Below are 16848 nucleotides of genomic sequence, written 5' to 3'. Positions count from 1 at the left end.
GAGCAATCTCAAAATGACTGCGAAAGATGTCCAGTTTCATGACGACGCCCGCCAGCGCATCGTTGCGGGCGTGAACATCCTTGCCAATGCAGTGAAGGTCACCCTGGGGCCGAAGGGTCGCAACGTGCTGCTGGAGCGCAGCTTCGGCGCGCCGGTCATCACCAAGGACGGCGTGTCGGTCGCCAAGGAAATCGAGCTTGCCGACAAGTTCGAGAACATGGGCGCGCAGATCGTCAAGCAGGTCGCCTCCAAGACCGCCGACGTGGCCGGCGACGGCACGACCACCGCGACCGTGCTGGCCCAGGCCATCGTGCAGGAAGGCATGAAGCACGTCGCCTCGGGCATGAACCCGATGGATCTCAAGCGCGGCATCGACAAGGCGACCACCGCCGTGCTCGACGAACTCCAGAAGCTCTCCAAGCCCATTTCCACGGGCAGGGAGATCGCGCAGGTGGCCGCACTTTCCGCGAACTCCGACGAGGCGATCGGCAAGATCATCGCGGACGCGATGGAGAAGGTGGGCAAGGAGGGCGTGATCACGGTCGAGGACGGCAAGTCGCTGGATAACGAACTCGACGTCGTCGAGGGCATGCAGTTCGATCGCGGCTACCTGAGCCCCTACTTCATCAACGATCCCGAGAAGCAGGTGGCGCAGCTCGAAGACCCGCTCGTGCTGCTCCATGACAAGAAGATCTCGAACATCCGCGAGCTGCTGCCGGTGCTCGAGGCCGCCGCAAAGGCCGGCCGACCGCTGCTGGTCGTGGCCGAGGAGGTGGAAGGCGAGGCGCTGGCCACGCTCGTGGTCAACTCGATGCGCGGCGTGCTCAAGGTCGCTGCCGTGAAGGCCCCGGGCTTCGGCGATCGCCGCAAGGCCATGCTCGAGGACATCGCGGTGCTCACCGGCGCCACGGTGATCTCGGAGGAAACGGGCAAGCAGCTCGACAAGGCCACGCTCGAGGACCTCGGGCATGCCAAGCGCATCGAGGTGCACAAGGAAACCACGATCATCATCGACGGCGGCGGCGACCAGAAGCGCATCGATGCGCGCGTGAAGTCGATCCAGGCCCAGATCGAGCAGGCCACGAGCGACTACGACCGCGAGAAGCTGCAGGAGCGCGTCGCCAAGCTTGCAGGCGGTGTGGCCGTGATCCGTGTGGGTGCCGCGACCGAGGTCGAGATGAAGGAGAAGAAGGACCGCGTGGACGATGCGCTGCACGCCACGCGCGCGGCCGTGGCCGAGGGCATCGTGCCTGGCGGCGGTGTCGCCTTGCTGCGTGCGCGCGCGGCGCTGTCCGAGCTCCGCGGCGCGAACGCCGATCAGGATGCGGGCATCCGCATCGCGCTGCGCGCGCTTGAAGCGCCGCTGCGCGCCATCGCGTCGAACGCGGGCGTCGAGCCTTCCGTGGTCGTGGCGGAGGTGCTCAAGGGCAAGGGCAACCACGGGTATGACGCGGCCACCGGCCAGTACGGCGACCTGGTCGAACTCGGCGTGATCGACCCGACCAAGGTCACGCGCACGGCGCTGCAGAACGCGGCGTCCATCGCGGGCCTGATCCTCACGACCGATGCAACGGTCGCGCAGATGCCCGCACCCCAGAAGGCGCCTGCAGTCCCCGCGGCAGGAGGCATGGACTTCTGAGCCCCGTCCACGGCACGGCCCGCCGCTGTGCCGTGGACGGGCTGGTCGATGCCCTCCAGGCGCGTCGCTTGCAGTTGACTGGCTGGCTGACCGCGAAGCGGCCAGAGAGCCCGGTCCGGAGCGGGCCGGGCTCATGCAGGCGAACGTCTTTGTCTTTCTGGTTCCATATCTCGAAGTGGAACCCAGGAGAGCGCGAAGTTGCGTGCCGCCGCCTTGCTTGCGACCGCTGCTGCCGGATTTCGTGGCGCGCTACTCCGCCATCCGCCTCGACTTGTGCGTGTCCGACCCTCGGGTGGATCTGATCGGCGCCAACGTCGACTGCGTGATATGCGTTGGTCCGCCAGTGTCCTGTCCCCCCGATACGTGAGCAAAGTCGATGCAGCTTCTCAAGGATCGAATCGGCGGTGGCGTTCCACTTGAACGGCCGGCATTCGGTGTTGTCGGCAGTGACGAAGCGATCGATGCGTTGCACGAGCTGCTTGACGCTGGCGTGAGGCCATGGGGACACTCAGTGCGTCTGAGAAGGCGCACAAGCAGGCGCCGGCGGCCGATGCAAGGCGGTCCAAGCACCAGAGGCGCACTGCGCGTGCGCTGCATGCCGTCCTGGGTGTCGGAAAGAACGTTGCCGCGCGGATGGCGCCTGCCCCCAAGAGGAGCGCACTCTGGCCCTGGCCGAAATGCAGAGCAATTGACCGTATCCGCCTGTTACTGTAGGTTGCGTTTCACCTCTTTGTTCAAGCCGTCCGGGGGGATGGCATCTTCTATGGCTGTCCTGATTCCTGCGTTGAGCACCTGCGTTTCCCGCATGACTTCGGGCGAGCGGCGCCTGGCGGAGCGACTGCAGCAGAAACTCGATGAGGACTACCTGCTGTGGTACGACGTCCCCATCGGGCCCAGGCAATGCCACCCCGACTTCGTCGTGCTGCACCCCAGCCGGGGTCTGCTGATCCTGGAAACCAAGGACTGGCGCTTGGACACGATCCAGCAGGCCAGTCGCGGCGACTGGACAATCGTGCCCGACGGCGTTCCCAAGCGCGTGCCCAATCCGGTCGAGCAGGCCCGGCACCAGGCGCTGCAGGTGGTCGATGCCCTCAAGCGCGACGCGCAGCTGGTTCAGCATGAGGGCAAATGGAAGGGCATGCTCACCTTCCCATGGAGCTATGGCGTCGTCTTCACCCGGATCACGCGCAAGCAGTTCGAGGCCGCGGGGCTCGGCAGCGCGATCGAACCCAACCGTGTGATCTGTTCCGACGAGATGCTGGAGGACGCCGAGCCGGAGGGTTTCCAAAGCCGGCTCTGGGACATGTTCCCGGTGCTGATGCGCGGGACGCTGTCGCTGCCGCAGATCGACCGGGTGCGCTGGAACCTGTTTCCCGAAGTGCGGGTGCCGCAGCAGGGTGCGCTCTTCGACGACGCGGACGACAAGGCGACGATCCCCGATCTCCTGCGCGTGATGGACCTACAGCAGGAGCAGTTGGCGCGCAGCCTGGGTGACGGCCACCGTGTCATCCACGGCGTCGCGGGGTCCGGCAAGACCATGATCCTGGGGTATCGCGCCGAGTATCTGGCCAAGGCCGCGAGCGATACGCACAAGCCCGTGCTCGTGCTTTGCTACAACGAGCCGCTGGCGGTCAAGCTGCAGGCGACGATGCAAGCCAAGGGGCTGGCCGAGCGTGTCCAGGTCCGCCATTTCCACAAATGGTGCCGCGACCAGCTCGTGGCGTTCGGCCAGCCGCTGCCGCCCAACGACCTCCCCGTGACTCCCAAGATGGAGCAGATGGTGCGCAACGTCATCGACGGGGTGGACCGCAAGATGATTCCTTCGGGACAGTACTTGGCGGTGCTGGTCGACGAAGGCCACGATTTCGCGCCCGAGTGGCTCAAGCTGGTCACCCAGATGGTCGATCCTGCGACCAACAGTTTGCTGCTGCTGTACGACGATGCCCAGAGCATCTACGACAAGCGCAGCGGCAAGCCCTTCAGCTTCAAGAGCGTGGGCGTGCAGGCGCAGGGCCGCACGACCATCCTGAGGATCAACTACCGCAACACCCGCCAGATCCTGCAAACGGCGAGTGCGGTAGCGACCGAACTCCTGCGGCCCCAGGAGAAGGACGACGACGGTGTTCCGATCATTCAGCCGGTGAGCTGCGGTCGGGACGGGCCCGAACCCATCGTTATCGACCTGCCGAGCACGCGGGCTCAGGCCGACCGGATCGCCGAACTCATGGCCAGTGCGCACAACGAAGGGCATGCCTGGGGCGACATGGCGGTGCTGTGCCGCAGCTGGGCGCTGATGGACGAATGCGCCAGGGCCCTGGAGCGTCGTCGCTTGCCGCACAAGGTGCGCAAGGGCACGCGTGATTTCGACCCCGGTGCGGACACCATCAAGGTGATGACGCTGCATGCCAGCAAGGGACTGGAGTTTCCGGTGGTTGCGGTAATGGGGGCGCGTCAGGCTGTCGCAGGCCGGGACGTGGTGGCTGCTAGGGACGACCATGATCCTTTGGAGGAGATGCGGCTGTTCTACGTCGGTGCGACGCGCGCGACGTCGCGGCTCATGATTGCGAATGCCGCCGGGCAATGAGCAAGACCTATCTGTTGATCGATCTGCAGAACCGGCATCCAGCGCCGGAGGATGTCGCGTCGTGGATGGGTTCGAATGGCGAGGCCTGGATTTTCTATGGTGAGCACGAGATCGGACTGCTCGCGCCGTACATGGAATTGGGTGACCGAGTGTCTCTTGTCGACATCTCCAGGCCGGGCAAGAACTCGCTGGATTTCCATCTGGTCCTCTACCTGGGCTATCTGGTCGGGCGCCACGAGCCGGGGGCGCGTTTCGTGATCGTTGCGGCGGATGGCGACTACGACCCCGCTATCGTGCATGCGCGATCGAAGGGCCGGCGGGTCGAGCGCGTGGAAGACCTGGGGCCTGCGCCCGCTGAAGCCCGATCCCTGCCTGCTCGGCAGACGCCGTCATTGCCTCCCAAGATCGCAGCGGACCGTCTGGCTGCCGCATCTATTCGGCTTGCCGCGAGGAACAAGAAATCGAAATCGGTCGACCAGATCTATTTGGAGATCCTCAAGGACTTCGCGGAAGCAGGGAAGCCCAAGACCTTGACCTCACTCGAGAAAAGAATTCAATGGCGTTTTGGGCCGGATCCCACGCCTGAAAAGGTGGCCGGTGTAATGGCGGCTCTCGTGAGAGGGGGTGCCATCAAGATCGCAGAGGGGGCAGTCGAGTACCGGGAACTCGGCGCCGAGAGGCAGGTTTAGACTGATAGTCGAAGTTCACCAAGTGCGGCTTTACGGCGACTCAGTTGTTTTGCATTGGAGTAAGCGGCATTTGCATAGCGCCGCCGACAGTGGTCGAGCAAATCGGCCTGTCGACGCAATGCCTGCCCCTATCATCGAGAGATTCAACCAGAGCCGCCGCGTCGCAGCCTATGGACCTTTTCCACATCATTTTTGACACAAGCCTGCTGCGTCAGACGCCATTCGGACACCCCAACTTTGGCCGGTTACTCAGGCGCGTTCAGCAGGGCGTGGCCAAGCTCTACATTCCGCTAATCGCATTGGAGGAGCGCCGGACCCAGATTCTGGACGACTACGACCAAGTGATCGTCGCGGCGAATTCGAAGCTCGGCGAACTTAAGGGTGGGTCACTCGGCATGATCTGCGACGGCTTGGTCCACATAGACCTGCGGGTGCCTAGCCGCGCTGAGCTGGATCGGCACTCGGTCGAGGTCCTCAGGAAGTACCTGGCTGCCAACAAGATCGAGGTGCTGCCGTTCACAGGCGAGCATGGCGAGAGAGCCTGGGCCAGATACTTCAACGTCAGCTCGCCGTTCAATGGCAGAGAGAAACGCGAGAACCGGCGCAAGGATATCCCGGACTCTTGGATCTTCGAAGCTGCAATGGACGTCAAGGCGAAGGCTGGACGCCACATCGCCCTTGTTCGGGATGGAAAACTCGAAGGTGCGCTGCGTGACGACGGCTTCGAGATTTGGGGCGACATCGAGTTGCTGGATGCCGCCATCGAGGAGGCCACCGCCGTGGTGTCTATCCTGGCCAAGCCGCTAGCTGTTGCGGCAGTCCCGCTTGATCAACTGCGCAGCAAGAAGTTCGAGAATCTTGATCGCATCGTGCTGGGCATCATCGACGCATGGGAAACCCCACTCAAAGAGGTGCTGTTCGCGAAACTGGAGGTGCTCGGTATCCCAAGGGAATTCACTGAGCACGAGGCAAGGACGCTCGAGCTGTCCGGCATGTTGCGGGACACAGGCAACCGCTACCTGCCCACGAATCCTGAAACAGCCCGCCTCGCTGCAGAAGACCCTCTCGTCCAAGAGCTTTTGTTGAAGGCGCTCGACCATGAACCTTGAACTGCGCGTTGCGACACTGTCTAAGCTGCTGGCCAACCCGTCCATCGCGGTGCAGAAACGTCTGGACGAAGAGCATCGCCGCGTGGAAACCATCCTGGAGCGCGGCACCGACTACGAAGAACTCAAGGGTGCGTTGAAGATCCTCAGTGTCTTGGCACCGAACTATCACGGCGCTGTCATACCCGCGCTTGTGACTTTCGCGCGTACGCTGCCGGCACGTGTGCTGACCGATGGCGGTGAGCCAATCACCGCACGCGGGTACCGTTCAGCGTCAGAACTGATCTGCGAAGCAGTTGATGTTCCTAACGCGATCCGATACGCGCAGTTGGATGTGATGGTGGACTTTCTGTTGGAACTTACGCGGTCGCCAGACGAGAGGGTTATCAGCAAAGCCCAGACAGCGCTGCAACGTCTCGCGACCATCGACCTCGACTACTTCCCTACGCTGGGTGTTGAACCCCAGAAGAGCATCGTCAACAAGTTGGCCGGCCTTAGCGACGAGCAACTGGTCGCCGATGCTCGGGCGATCTTAGGCGTGATCAACATGGTGCTGTCGCCTTCCATGGAAGGCCAGCAGTGGACGTACAACGCGGTGACCATCTCGCGCGGCAGCGTGCCGGGCAACGCCGACGTCGCCGGGATGCGTGCGAGCGCCATCGCGCTGCTGAAGCGGATGTATCCGCTCAACGGCGCCGTCCGCTACAGGGAGAGCGTCATCAATGCGCTGAATGCTGCGACCCACCGGGAGCAGAGTTCGCAAGACGCTGAAACGGCAGAGATGTTCCAGCGGGACACCATCGACGTGCTGGGCTTTTGGCGAGGCCTTGTGTCGACTGAGGCGATGCCGCTGGTCCAGGACATCGAGCACCACAGCTACTGGAACTACTATCACGCCACCTCCACCGAAATCGCCAACTCGGCGCTAACAATCCGCGATGCTATCGCTCTACATGACGAGTACCAGATCTACAAGCAGTTAATCGGCTTCGAGGGTATTTTCGGAGATTGGGAGAAGCTTAAGACGCGCGAAGAAGAATGGGACTATGGCAACACCAACCGCCAGCAGGCCGCTCGTGGATACGTCAACGCCATCGACGACGGCAACCGGGCCGTGTGGCGCGACCGCATTCTGGAGTTCTCGAAGACCGAGTCCGATGACCTCGCTACCTTCCCTGTGTACTTTGAGTTCCTGGATCTGCTGGCTCGCCAGGAGCCCGATCTAGCGCTGGAGCTTGTCAGCGAACACGAGGCGGCTATGCAGCCGTTTCTGGTTCCGCTGCTGGGTGGCCTGCAGCTCAGCAATCGAGAAAAGGAAGTCGGCCAAGTCATCGACCGTTGGCTGGTTGACGGTACGCACCTCGTCGCCATTGCGAAGTCGCTCTTCAAAGTCGGCCCCGACCGCTTGGACATGTTGGAGGCCGTCGTGGCTCGTGCTGAGGAGTTGGATCAGCGCGATGCGTTAAGTATCGCCATGGGTGTCGCAGCCACGCTCCATGGCCAAGGGTGCGCCGAGGCGAAGGACGTGTTCATAAGGGGGCTGCGGGCTCTCGCGAAACGGCACGACGCCCGGTGGGCCAAGGTATTCTGGTTTGGCCGGGAGTTTAAGACGCTGGTCGCAGCGATGGAGAAGTCGAATCGCGATGAGGTGCTGGCCAGCTTGGTTAACTTGCAAGAAATCGACTATCAAACCGAGGAGGTCCTTCGTGCCGTCGGCGAGACAGACATTGATGCCGTATTCGGCTTTCTGTCTTCGAGACTGAAGGTGGAAGTGAACGAAAGGCGTCAGCTTCGAGCGGAAGGTCGCAGTGTGCTCGAAGACAAGTTTGAGGCGATTCCCTACCAGTTGCATGGCCTCAACAAGCTGCTTCAAAAGCATCCTGCCAAATTGCTTCACCTTCTTCGCGAAAACTTCTACGACATGGATGTGCGTTCGATGTTTCCTTATCGTGGCGGAGCCAAGCTGGTGAAGGCGGTGTTTCCGAACTTCGATCAGCCGCTACAAGCTCCACTGCTTGAACTGGTAGTACCTGGCGCCGAGGATGACATCGAGTTCGTCTTGGCCATCACGCGTGCATACGGTGGCGGCGCCCCCATCCTGGATATCTGCAAGGCAATTGTGAAAGCAGTGCCGGAACAGTCGACGGCATGGAGAGAGGTGGCTGCTGCGTTAGAAACAACTGGCACCGTCTGGGGCGAGCACGGCATGGTTCAAGCTTACCAGCGCAAGCGCGACCAAATCGGCGCTTGGAAGACGGATGAAAACGAGCGGCTTCGAGCGTTTTCAGCGTGGCTGGCCGAGCAGTTGGATCGCAGGATCGACGCCGAACGACAACGCGCAGACGAGAGCCTGGCTGTACGCAAGTACCAATACGGCGTAAGCGGCGAGGGCGTTTGATCTGCCTGCGATAGGGCAGCGGGTGCTGCTGCCCTTGCGCGTTTCCTGCGGCTCGATCGTCCAAAAAAATACCTCAGTGCCACCATCGACCGTCTTTCGACTGGAGGAAGTCCAGCTGCCGGGGAGCGCAGCTCAGCGACGTCGCGCGCTTTCGATATCCAGCGAGGCGACTATGGCCTCAACGGGACAACTTGCTCGGACGAGTGATGTTCCCCTGGATGACGAGCGTGATGACCGCCACGTTGGCTGGCGGTGCTGACATCAAAACGTCGATGCTCTTAGTGCCAGCGCAATCTTGACCAGCTAAAGCACAAAGTGCCAATCCAATATTGACCAGGGTGTTCCACTGACCTGCTGAGAATTTCAGCAGGGATTCAAGGTGATCACCATGGACATGATTGGCAAGGTCAGGCGCATGAGGCTGCGCGACCAACTCTCTCTCAGCGAGATCGCAAAGCGCACAGGCCTGTCGCGCAACACGGTCAAGAAGTGGCTCCGGGCTCCCAGCGATGTTGTGCCGAAGTACGAGCGGGTCAAGCTCGATGGCAAGCTCACGGCGTTCGAGCCGGCCCTGCATCAAGCGCTCACAACCGACAGCCATCGCCCCAAGCAGGCACGGCGCAGCGGTCGTGCTCTTGCCCAGATACAGGCTCAGGGCTACCGCGGCGGCTACAGCGCCGTCACCGACTACATCCGGCGCTGGCGGGTGGAGTCGGCAGCTAGTCCGGCCAAGGCGTTCGTTCCGATGAGCTTCGAGCTGGGCGAGGCCTTCCAGTTCGACTAGAGTGTCGAAGCCATGGTCGTCGGTGGCGTGTTCTACAACGTGCAAGTGGCGCACCTGAAGCTGTGCGCCAGTCGAGCCTTCTGGCTGGTGGCCTACCCCAGCCAGGGCCATGAGATGCTGTTCGACGCCCACACCCGCTCCTTCCAGGCACTCGGCGGCGTCACCCGGCGCGGCATCTACGACAACATGCGCACCGCCGTGGACAAGGTGCGGCGCGGCAAGCAGCGCACCGTCAACGCGCGCTTCGCTGCGATGTGGAGCCACTACCTGTTCGACGCCGACTTCTGCAACGTCGCCTCCGGCTGGGAGAAGGGTGTGGTCGAGAAGAACGTGCAGGACAGCCGCAGGCGCATCTGGATTGAAGCCGCAACCCGGCGCTTCGGCTCGTTCATCGAACTCAATGCCTGGCTGAGCGAGCGGTGTCGTTCGGTGTGGGCCGACACCACACACCCGATCCACCGGCAGTTCACCGTGGCCGAGATGTGGGAGCTGGAGAAGCCTCACCTCATGTCCATGCCAGCCCCCTTCGACGGCTACGTCGAGCGGCTGGCCCGGGTCAGCAGCACCTGCCTGGTGGTCGCCGCGCGCAACCGTTACTCCGTGCCGTGCGAGTGGGCCGGCCATATCGTCAGCACCCGCGTCTATCCCGAGCGAGTCGATGTGGCGGCCGCGGACGCCGTCGTGGCCAGCCATGCCCGGCTGCCGGGCAGCGGCCAGACCAGCTACGACTGGCAGCACTACATCGAGCTGGTGCAGCGCAAGCCGGGCGCCTTGCGCAACGGCACGCCGTTCCTGGACCTGCCGGCGCCGTTGCTGCGCTTGCGCCAGTCGCTGCTCAGGCACCCCGGAGGAGACCGGGTCATGGCACAGGTGCTGGCCGCGGTGCCGCAGGCCGGGCTGGAGGCAGTGCTGGTGGCCATCGAGCTGGTGCTCGAAGGCAGAGCGCCCAGCGGCAGCATCAGCGTGGAGCACGTGCGCAACGTGCTGGCTCGCCTGAACAGCCCGGCGCCGCCGGATCAGGCGCAGACGTCCCTGCGACTCACCCAGGCGCCCAAGGCCGACACCGCGCGCTACGACCGGCTGCGCCCCACCCACCAGGATCATCTGGACGGACAGGAGGTTGGCCATGCGTGAGACCTCCATCGATGTACAGTCCCAACTGAAGGCGCTGCGGCTCAACGGCATGGCCACGGCCTGGGCCGATCTGACGGAGCAAGGCGGCGATACGACCCTGGCCGCATCACGCTGGCTGGTGGAGCACCTGCTGCAGGCCGAAGATGCTGACCGGGCAATGCGCTCCATTGCTCACCAGATGAAGTCGGCGCGCTTCCCCATGCACCGCGACTTAGCCGGCTTCGACTTCGCCGTCTCGCAGGTCGACCGCGCGTTGATCCAGAAACTGGCGGACCTGTCGTTCACGCAGGATGCGCAGAACGTGGTGTTGGTCGGTGGCCCAGGCACTGGCAAGACCCACCTGGCCACGGCGCTGGGGATTGCCGGACTCACCCGGCACGCCAGGCGAGTGCGGTTCTACTCCACGGTCGATCTGGTCAATGCCCTGGAACATGAGAAGAGCCAGGGACGCGCCGGACGCATCGCCATGAGTCTGGTACGCATGGACCTGGTCGTGCTCGACGAGTTGGGCTACCTGCCGTTCAGCCAGGCCGGTGGCGCCTTGTTGTTCCACCTGTTGTCCAAGCTGTACGAGCACACCAGCGTGATGATCACCACCAACCTGACGTTCGCGGAGTGGTCCAGCGTGTTCGGCGACGCCAAGATGACCACGGCGCTATTGGATCGCTTGACCCATCACTGCCACATCATCAAGACGGGCAACGAGTCCTACCGCTTCCGCCACAGCACGCACGAAGCCAAGGGGCGCATCAAGACGCGCGAGCAGACCAGGAAGACAGCGGCGGCCCAGGTGAGCGAGGCCGCGGAGGAAGGGGCCTCGTCTGACGGCTCGGGAATACCAACGATCGGTTCAAGAAAAGGAGGACCCACCGAGGCATCCAACCTATAGTTATCCACAGCTGGCTCCTAACGGAACCAGCTCCAGCCCCTGGTCAATGTTCGACTGGCACTGCTGATCTCGATTGCACCGGCGCTAACAGGGTAGCCCAATGGTTGGATCAGCCGCTGTCCGCCCTGAATGGACAGAGACCCGGGGATTTGATGGATACGGCGGAAGGCCAAGCCATGGTGTCTCGTCTGCTCAGCCGGATTCAGAGTGGGGCGTACGCATAGCGTGCCGGAATTCGGAGAAAGTACTTCAAGAGTGAAAAGCTCGAAATCTGGTAGCGTGATTCCTAGCATTGGGAGTGCGCCTTGGGGGCATATTGGTCAAATCTGAAAAGCAGTTGATCTACGAGTCGACCTTGCGAGACTACATGGCGATGTTTGCCGAGATGGCACCCAAGCAGAGAGCGATCTGGTTCTTTGTTGCAGAGGAAAGCTCACTTTTGAGTTTTCCAGTAGGGCCTGGGCAGACGCTGCAGGAGGCCGAAGCCATACACGCCGTGCGGCTGACGGCCATGGCAGACGCGCTTGCTGCGCAGCCCTTGGAAAAGGGAGATCAGGCCATGGTCGACGATCTGCGTCGCTTGTCGCAGTTGCACTCGCGCTGACAGGTACTTTTGTGAGATCTCGAGCGGTGCTGCGCTGTTGACCCGCTGAACGCGCTCACGTTGACGGTTTCCCGAAGTGACTAATCGAGTTCGATAGTCCTGCACTTTGGATCCAGCACCACTAGCGCCAAAGCCACTTGTGCTCCACGTGAAGAGGGTTGGAAGAGTTCACGCGACGTGGTTAGGCGACTAGCGGCATGCAGCAGAGGGGCTCTTCTCAGTTTTAAGCCGGCAACTTCATGCTCGCCTCGATGAGGACGAGCGTGACAGCTCGCAAATCAGCCCCGAGGAATCTGCCCGGTGCAGTGCTATCTACGGTCCCGATTGCCTGCTTGCCGTCGGGGGCCGTAAACGTCACGGCGTGAATCACCGCGTTGCGACGATGACTTGCAGGTCGCCCGACGTTGTGGACCCACGCCACTTGGTCTACGCGTCCATTGCTTGACGCGAGTCTTTCAAGGTCTGCAATGGCCCTCCCAAGCGTCAACTCAAAAGGAGCCATTGAGGTTGAGCCACTGTGCCTGTTGATGGAATCGCGAACTCCTGCATGCAGACGTGCTGCCGCCCATGCTACTCGCCCGAGTTCCACGAGTAAGTCGGGATCAGTAGGCATCGAGTCAACATAGCTATCGGGTATTGAAGACATATGGGGGGGAACATTACACGGTTCACCCTCAGCCGTCACCGACTGAGCCCGCAGCCACCCCAAGGCACAGGCAATGCGACTGGTGAAGCCCATCTTTCAGGCGCCGCCCGTCACGGGGCCAACAATCAGCCAAAAAGTAGCACAGGGTCCCCGGCGACGCTTGGCCAAAAAACACCAGCTGGGCCACGCAATCCACCAGTCCTCGAACTCCGCTCTGATGCGACCACCTGTGGCGCCGGTCTGCCACTCAGTGCCTCACACAACCACAACTATGGCGCCCTGCTTGACGGCCAAGTGGCGTGAGCTCGAGGCGAAGTTTGCAGCCGAAGAAGTCATCAATCACCACTTGTCACATCAGTTGGACGGGTGGACTTCGCGATTGCCTCGGTTTCTCCGACCATCCCGGCCCGACCTCTTGTTCTGACAGCGGTCGCTTACGTTTTGATTCACAATAAAATATGAACTGGCAGTTCAATAAAAGCCCTCTGAGTGCGATTTCATGATCAAATTCAACTACGGCGGGGGGAAACATGGCCCCGGCGCGGTTCGAAAAGTTTGTGATTCTTTTACCCAGAAGGCAGAAGGCTCAGTAGTTGGGCGCCAGTGATGGTGCCGCTTCATCGGGCAGTTGATGAGGCTTGAAACGCAGCTCGCGGTCGGTTCGGCAGCGAGTGGACGACGAAGGTCCGGCGACGCTTAGTACGTGGTGCATGGCACGGAGGCGACGAGGGGACGTTCGGCAGTCGGCGGCAACTGTGGTGGGCTTGGTGTCGAGTTGGCTCCTTTACGGCGCTGCCTTGAATGGGGACGCAGGGCAATTCCGCTCTGTAAGGAGAGTCCACATGGACAAACAAACTTGTAAGAACCACATCGCGGTCCTGAAGAAGGTCCGTGATGCTTGCGATAGCCAACTCGACAGCGGTGTGAAGGTTGAATTGGATGCGGTAATCGAGACGCTGCAGCAGCATCTCGAATCGCGGACATACGGAATGGATGTGGCAACACTATCCCTTCGTGTACTTCAGATCATTGCGGTGATCGTCAGTATCATGACGAACGTTCGCGACAAGATGTGAAGACTCGAACACCCCAAGCCCATACTTTGTTTCTTGAAGGTAGAGCATGGACATCGGAAACGCGATCCAGCTGGCAAGGAAAAAGCGCAAGCTGTCTCAAGCTGAGCTTGCCGATCGCGCGAATATATCGGGGTCGTATCTTTCGATGCTGGAGCGCAATCGGCGCGACCCGCCGCTCTCGACGGTCACCCGCATCGCCAATGCGTTAGGGATGCCGGTAGAGATTCTCTTTTTCCTCGGTGCAGAAGGAAGTGAACTTGGCAAGCTGGATCGAGCGCTTGCAGGACAGCTGGCCTTCACGGCCTTGGAGCTTTTGAATGAGCCTGATCCTCAACAAGCCAAGCTATCCCTTTAACCCAATCTGGACTAACGAGAAACTGGCCAAAGCGCTCCGTACAGAGCTGGCCGAGTTGGAAGCTATCGCCATAGTGGCAGATCGCTCATATCGTCCTGTCCGGATGGATCCCGGGTCGACCCGCGAGGTGTTTTCAGCCAAGCCGCGATTGAAAGCCATTCAGCGACGCATCAAAGAAGCAATCCTCCAACGGGTCCGATTTCCCGAATACCTTACCGGCAGCGTCAAGGGGCGTGATTACGTTACGAACGCCAAGCTTCATACGGGCGCACGTATCTTGATATGCGAGGATGTGAGCAAGTTTTTCCCTTCTGTAAGCGCTGAGCGAGTGTGGGACATCTGGAGGCACTTCTTTGGCTTTGGCGATGATGTGGCGCACTTGCTAACCAAGCTGACCACAAAAGCAGGCACCTTGCCCCAAGGCGCCGGCACAAGCAGTTACTTGGCGAATTTGGTGCTGTGGAGAGATGAGCCGTACCTACAGGCCAAACTTGCAAAACACGGCCTGACATATTCGCGCTACGTTGACGATATGGCGATGTCATCCAAGCTGGACATCACGCCAGTTGAGCAAGAGCGAATCATTGCGGATGTCTACGGCATGTTGCGACGAAACGGCCTTTCCGCAAAACGTAAGAAGCACGAGATTTTCTCTAGCTCGCAGCGAATGATCGTGACCAAAGTAATCGTGAATACCAAGCCCTCCTGGAGCAAAGCGCGCCGGTCGGCCGTACGTACGCAAGTCCATGAGCTGGAGAAGCGCGTCGTCGCAGAGGACGTCGGGGCTGAACTGCATAAGTTCGCGGATAGGACGTCCAATCTTGTCGGGCAACTTGGTCGCTTTCATGTACGCGAAGCGGGCTTGCTACGAGCGAGAGTGAGGAAAGCTCGCGAGGTGATGAATAGAGCAACTCGAATCCATTTCACCATCTCACCGACAACTGGTGCACATCAGTCTTCTAGACTGGTTGACGTGCCGCCTTGGGAGATGAAGTGTAGGCGCGCAGTGAAGTCATCTTGATTGCCTGAGAGTTAGCAGGCATCGTGTCCGCGATGAATGATGTGGACACGATAGATGGTGTGGTTAAGCGGGCCACGCGTCGCAAGCACAGCGCGCGGTTCAAGGCTGAGGTCCTTGAGGCGTGCCGGCAGCCGGATGCTTCTGCCGCGGCGATCGCGAGGCTGTACAACCTGAATGCGAACGTGGTGCACCGGTGGCGTGCTGATGATCGCAGGGCTGCGTCGCCGAAGGCGACTGACGTTCCGACCTTGCCGATGCCCGACTTCATCGCACTCGATGTCCAGCCTGAAGGCGAGATTCCGGGCCGCGACATCCGTGTCGAGTTGAAGCGAGGCAGTGCCACTGCAGTCGTGCACTGGCCGGTGGAGTCGGCATCGTCGTGCGCAGCTTGGCTGCGCGAGTGGCTGCGTTGATCCGCATCGACGCCGTGTGGTTGGCCACCGAGCCGCTGGATATGCGCTCTGGCACCGAGTCGGCGTTGGCCCGCGTGGTCAAGGTCTTCGGCGAGGCCAGGCCCCACCACGCCTACCTGTTTGCCAACCGACGGGCCAACCGCATGAAGCTGCTGGTACACGACGGCATCGGTGTGTGGCTGGCAGCGCGGCGGCTGAACAGCGGCCGCTTTGTCTGGCCCAGGGATGGCAGCACGCTGTCGCTGACCCACTCGCAGCTGAACGCCTTGGTGCTCGGACTGCCCTGGCAGCGTGTTGGCGAGGCCGGCGTGATCAAGGTGGTGTGAGCCCGTCCATTGCGGAATGTGCCGATGGCGGCCGGCTAAGCCTGCTGGCACCATCACCGCCCTGATGGACAGCAGCAGCGCCAACGCCCTTGATGCAATCCCTGATCCGGCGTTCTCGGGCATGAGCTTCGCACAGGTGTGCGCCTTGGCCAGCCGGCTGCAGAGCGAGGTACGGCACGCTCAGGCGCTGAACGCCAAGATGGCCCATGAGATGGCCGTGCTCAAGCGGCTGAAGTTCGCCGCCAGCGCCGAACGCTTTAGTCCCGAGCAGAGGAGCCTGCTGCAAGAGGTCATCGACGAGGACCTGCAAGCCCTGGAACGCGAGGTAGGGAAGCTGCAGTCGCCAGCCAAGGCCGCAGGGGAGAAGCAGACCCCGAAGCGCCAGGCGCTGCCGGCCCACCTGCCGCGCCACGACATCCACCACGAACCCGACGACACCATCTGCACCACACCGGGCTGCGGCTGCCAGATGAAGCGCATCGGCCAGGACGTGGCCGAGAAGCTCGACTATGAGCCTGGACGCTTCAGCGTGCAGCGCCATGTGCGTGGCAAGTGGGCCTGCACCCAATGCCAGACGCTGATCCAGGCACCGGTGCCTGCCTGCGTGATCGACAAGGGCATCGCCACCGCCGGCCTGATGGCGCATGTGGCGGTGGCCAAGTACATCGACCACCAACCGCTGTACCGCCAGGAGGCTAGCCTGGGCCGCGCAGGCTTCGCAGTGCCGCGCTCCACCCAGGCCGAATGGATCGGCGCCATCGGCGTGGAACTGGCGCCGTTGGTGCAGGCCATGCGCGAGGACCTGCTTGGGCGCCACGTGCTGCACGCCGACGAGACCCCGGTGGCGATGCTCAAGCCAGGTCATGGCAAGACGCACAGAGCCTACTTGTGGAGCTACTGCACCACGGTCTGGGACGAGGTCAACGCCGTGGTCTTCGACTTCGCCGAAAGCCGTGCCGGGCACAACGCACGGCGCTTCCTGGGCATCGCCGAAGACGGCAGCGGCGGCTGGCGAGGTACGCTGATCTGCGACGACTACGCGGGCTACAAGCAGGTGATGAGCGCCGGCGTGACCGAGGCCGGCTGCCTGGCGCATTATCTCGAGCGTCGTTTTATGTGGAGCACGACCTGCGATCACAGGCGCGATGCGGTGTGGCGTGGTCCTTGGCACCAGATAAGACTGA

General features: G+C 61.8%; 14 protein-coding genes and 2 pseudogenes. 15 read left to right on the top strand and 1 reads right to left on the bottom strand.

Annotated features, from left to right (window positions below):
* Positions 1-13 precede the first annotated feature (13 nt).
* Complete coding sequence (groL, locus tag FHT32_RS32765) at positions 14-1639, top strand: chaperonin GroEL (protein ID WP_176668707.1); 1626 nt, start codon at positions 14-16, stop codon at positions 1637-1639.
* A 343-nt stretch (positions 1640-1982) separates the two neighbouring features.
* Here the strand turns inward: groL and FHT32_RS35220 are convergent.
* A pseudogene (locus tag FHT32_RS35220) lies at positions 1983-2126 on the bottom strand (IS630 family transposase); the annotation flags it as partial.
* 276 nt (positions 2127-2402) lie between these two features.
* On the opposite strand from FHT32_RS35220, the gene FHT32_RS32760 reads away from it, so the two are divergent.
* The 14 genes and pseudogenes from FHT32_RS32760 to FHT32_RS32695 all read left to right on the top strand — a co-directional run.
* Positions 2403-4223 (top strand): DEAD/DEAH box helicase, encoded by a 1821-nt coding sequence (locus tag FHT32_RS32760; protein ID WP_176668706.1) that lies wholly within the window; start codon positions 2403-2405, stop codon positions 4221-4223.
* Complete coding sequence (locus FHT32_RS32755) at positions 4220-4912, top strand: PIN domain-containing protein (RefSeq protein WP_176668705.1); 693 nt, start codon at positions 4220-4222, stop codon at positions 4910-4912. The genes FHT32_RS32760 and FHT32_RS32755 overlap by 4 nt, the downstream gene beginning before the upstream one ends.
* A gap of 170 nt (positions 4913-5082) precedes the next feature.
* Positions 5083-6021 carry a PIN domain-containing protein gene (locus FHT32_RS32750; protein ID WP_176668704.1) on the top strand — a complete coding sequence of 313 codons (939 nt, stop codon included), beginning with the start codon at positions 5083-5085 and terminating at the stop codon, positions 6019-6021.
* Positions 6011-8416, top strand: a complete 2406-nt coding sequence (locus FHT32_RS32745; RefSeq protein WP_176668703.1) for a hypothetical protein — start codon at positions 6011-6013, stop codon at positions 8414-8416. Before FHT32_RS32750 ends, FHT32_RS32745 begins: the two co-directional genes overlap by 11 nt.
* 388 nt (positions 8417-8804) lie before the next feature.
* Positions 8805-10334: pseudogene (gene istA / locus FHT32_RS32740) on the top strand (IS21 family transposase).
* Positions 10327-11223: an IS21-like element helper ATPase IstB gene (gene istB / locus FHT32_RS32735; protein WP_176668702.1), complete on the top strand. Its 897-nt coding sequence runs from the start codon at positions 10327-10329 to the stop codon at positions 11221-11223. Before istA ends, istB begins: the two are co-directional and overlap by 8 nt.
* On the top strand, positions 11211-11447 hold the full coding sequence (locus FHT32_RS35525) for an MbcA/ParS/Xre antitoxin family protein (protein ID WP_176668768.1): 237 nt from the start codon (positions 11211-11213) through the stop codon (positions 11445-11447). The genes istB and FHT32_RS35525 overlap by 13 nt, the downstream gene beginning before the upstream one ends.
* 113 nt (positions 11448-11560) lie before the next feature.
* Complete coding sequence (locus FHT32_RS32725) at positions 11561-11827, top strand: hypothetical protein (RefSeq protein WP_176668701.1); 267 nt, start codon at positions 11561-11563, stop codon at positions 11825-11827.
* A gap of 1488 nt (positions 11828-13315) precedes the next feature.
* A complete protein-coding gene (locus tag FHT32_RS32720) occupies positions 13316-13549 on the top strand; it encodes a hypothetical protein (protein ID WP_176668700.1) in 234 nt (77 codons plus the stop codon).
* 46 nt (positions 13550-13595) lie between these two features.
* Positions 13596-13904 carry a helix-turn-helix transcriptional regulator gene (locus tag FHT32_RS32715; RefSeq protein ID WP_176668699.1) on the top strand — a complete coding sequence of 103 codons (309 nt, stop codon included), beginning with the start codon at positions 13596-13598 and terminating at the stop codon, positions 13902-13904.
* Complete coding sequence (locus tag FHT32_RS32710) at positions 13867-14925, top strand: reverse transcriptase family protein (protein ID WP_176668698.1); 1059 nt, start codon at positions 13867-13869, stop codon at positions 14923-14925. The genes FHT32_RS32715 and FHT32_RS32710 overlap by 38 nt, the downstream gene beginning before the upstream one ends.
* A 32-nt stretch (positions 14926-14957) precedes the next feature.
* Positions 14958-15338, top strand: a complete 381-nt coding sequence (locus FHT32_RS32705; RefSeq protein WP_176668697.1) for a transposase — start codon at positions 14958-14960, stop codon at positions 15336-15338.
* On the top strand, positions 15335-15664 hold the full coding sequence (gene tnpB, locus FHT32_RS32700; protein ID WP_176668696.1) for an IS66 family insertion sequence element accessory protein TnpB: 330 nt from the start codon (positions 15335-15337) through the stop codon (positions 15662-15664). The genes FHT32_RS32705 and tnpB overlap by 4 nt, the downstream gene beginning before the upstream one ends.
* A 64-nt stretch (positions 15665-15728) precedes the next feature.
* Positions 15729-16848 (top strand): IS66 family transposase (locus FHT32_RS32695; protein WP_176668695.1); only part of this gene is annotated, 1120 nt, incomplete at its 3' end.

The sequence above is a fragment of the Variovorax sp. SG517 genome, from assembly GCF_013376045.1.
GTDB lineage: Bacteria > Pseudomonadota > Gammaproteobacteria > Burkholderiales > Burkholderiaceae_C > Variovorax.
This window is presented reverse-complemented; position numbering and strand designations above follow the sequence as displayed.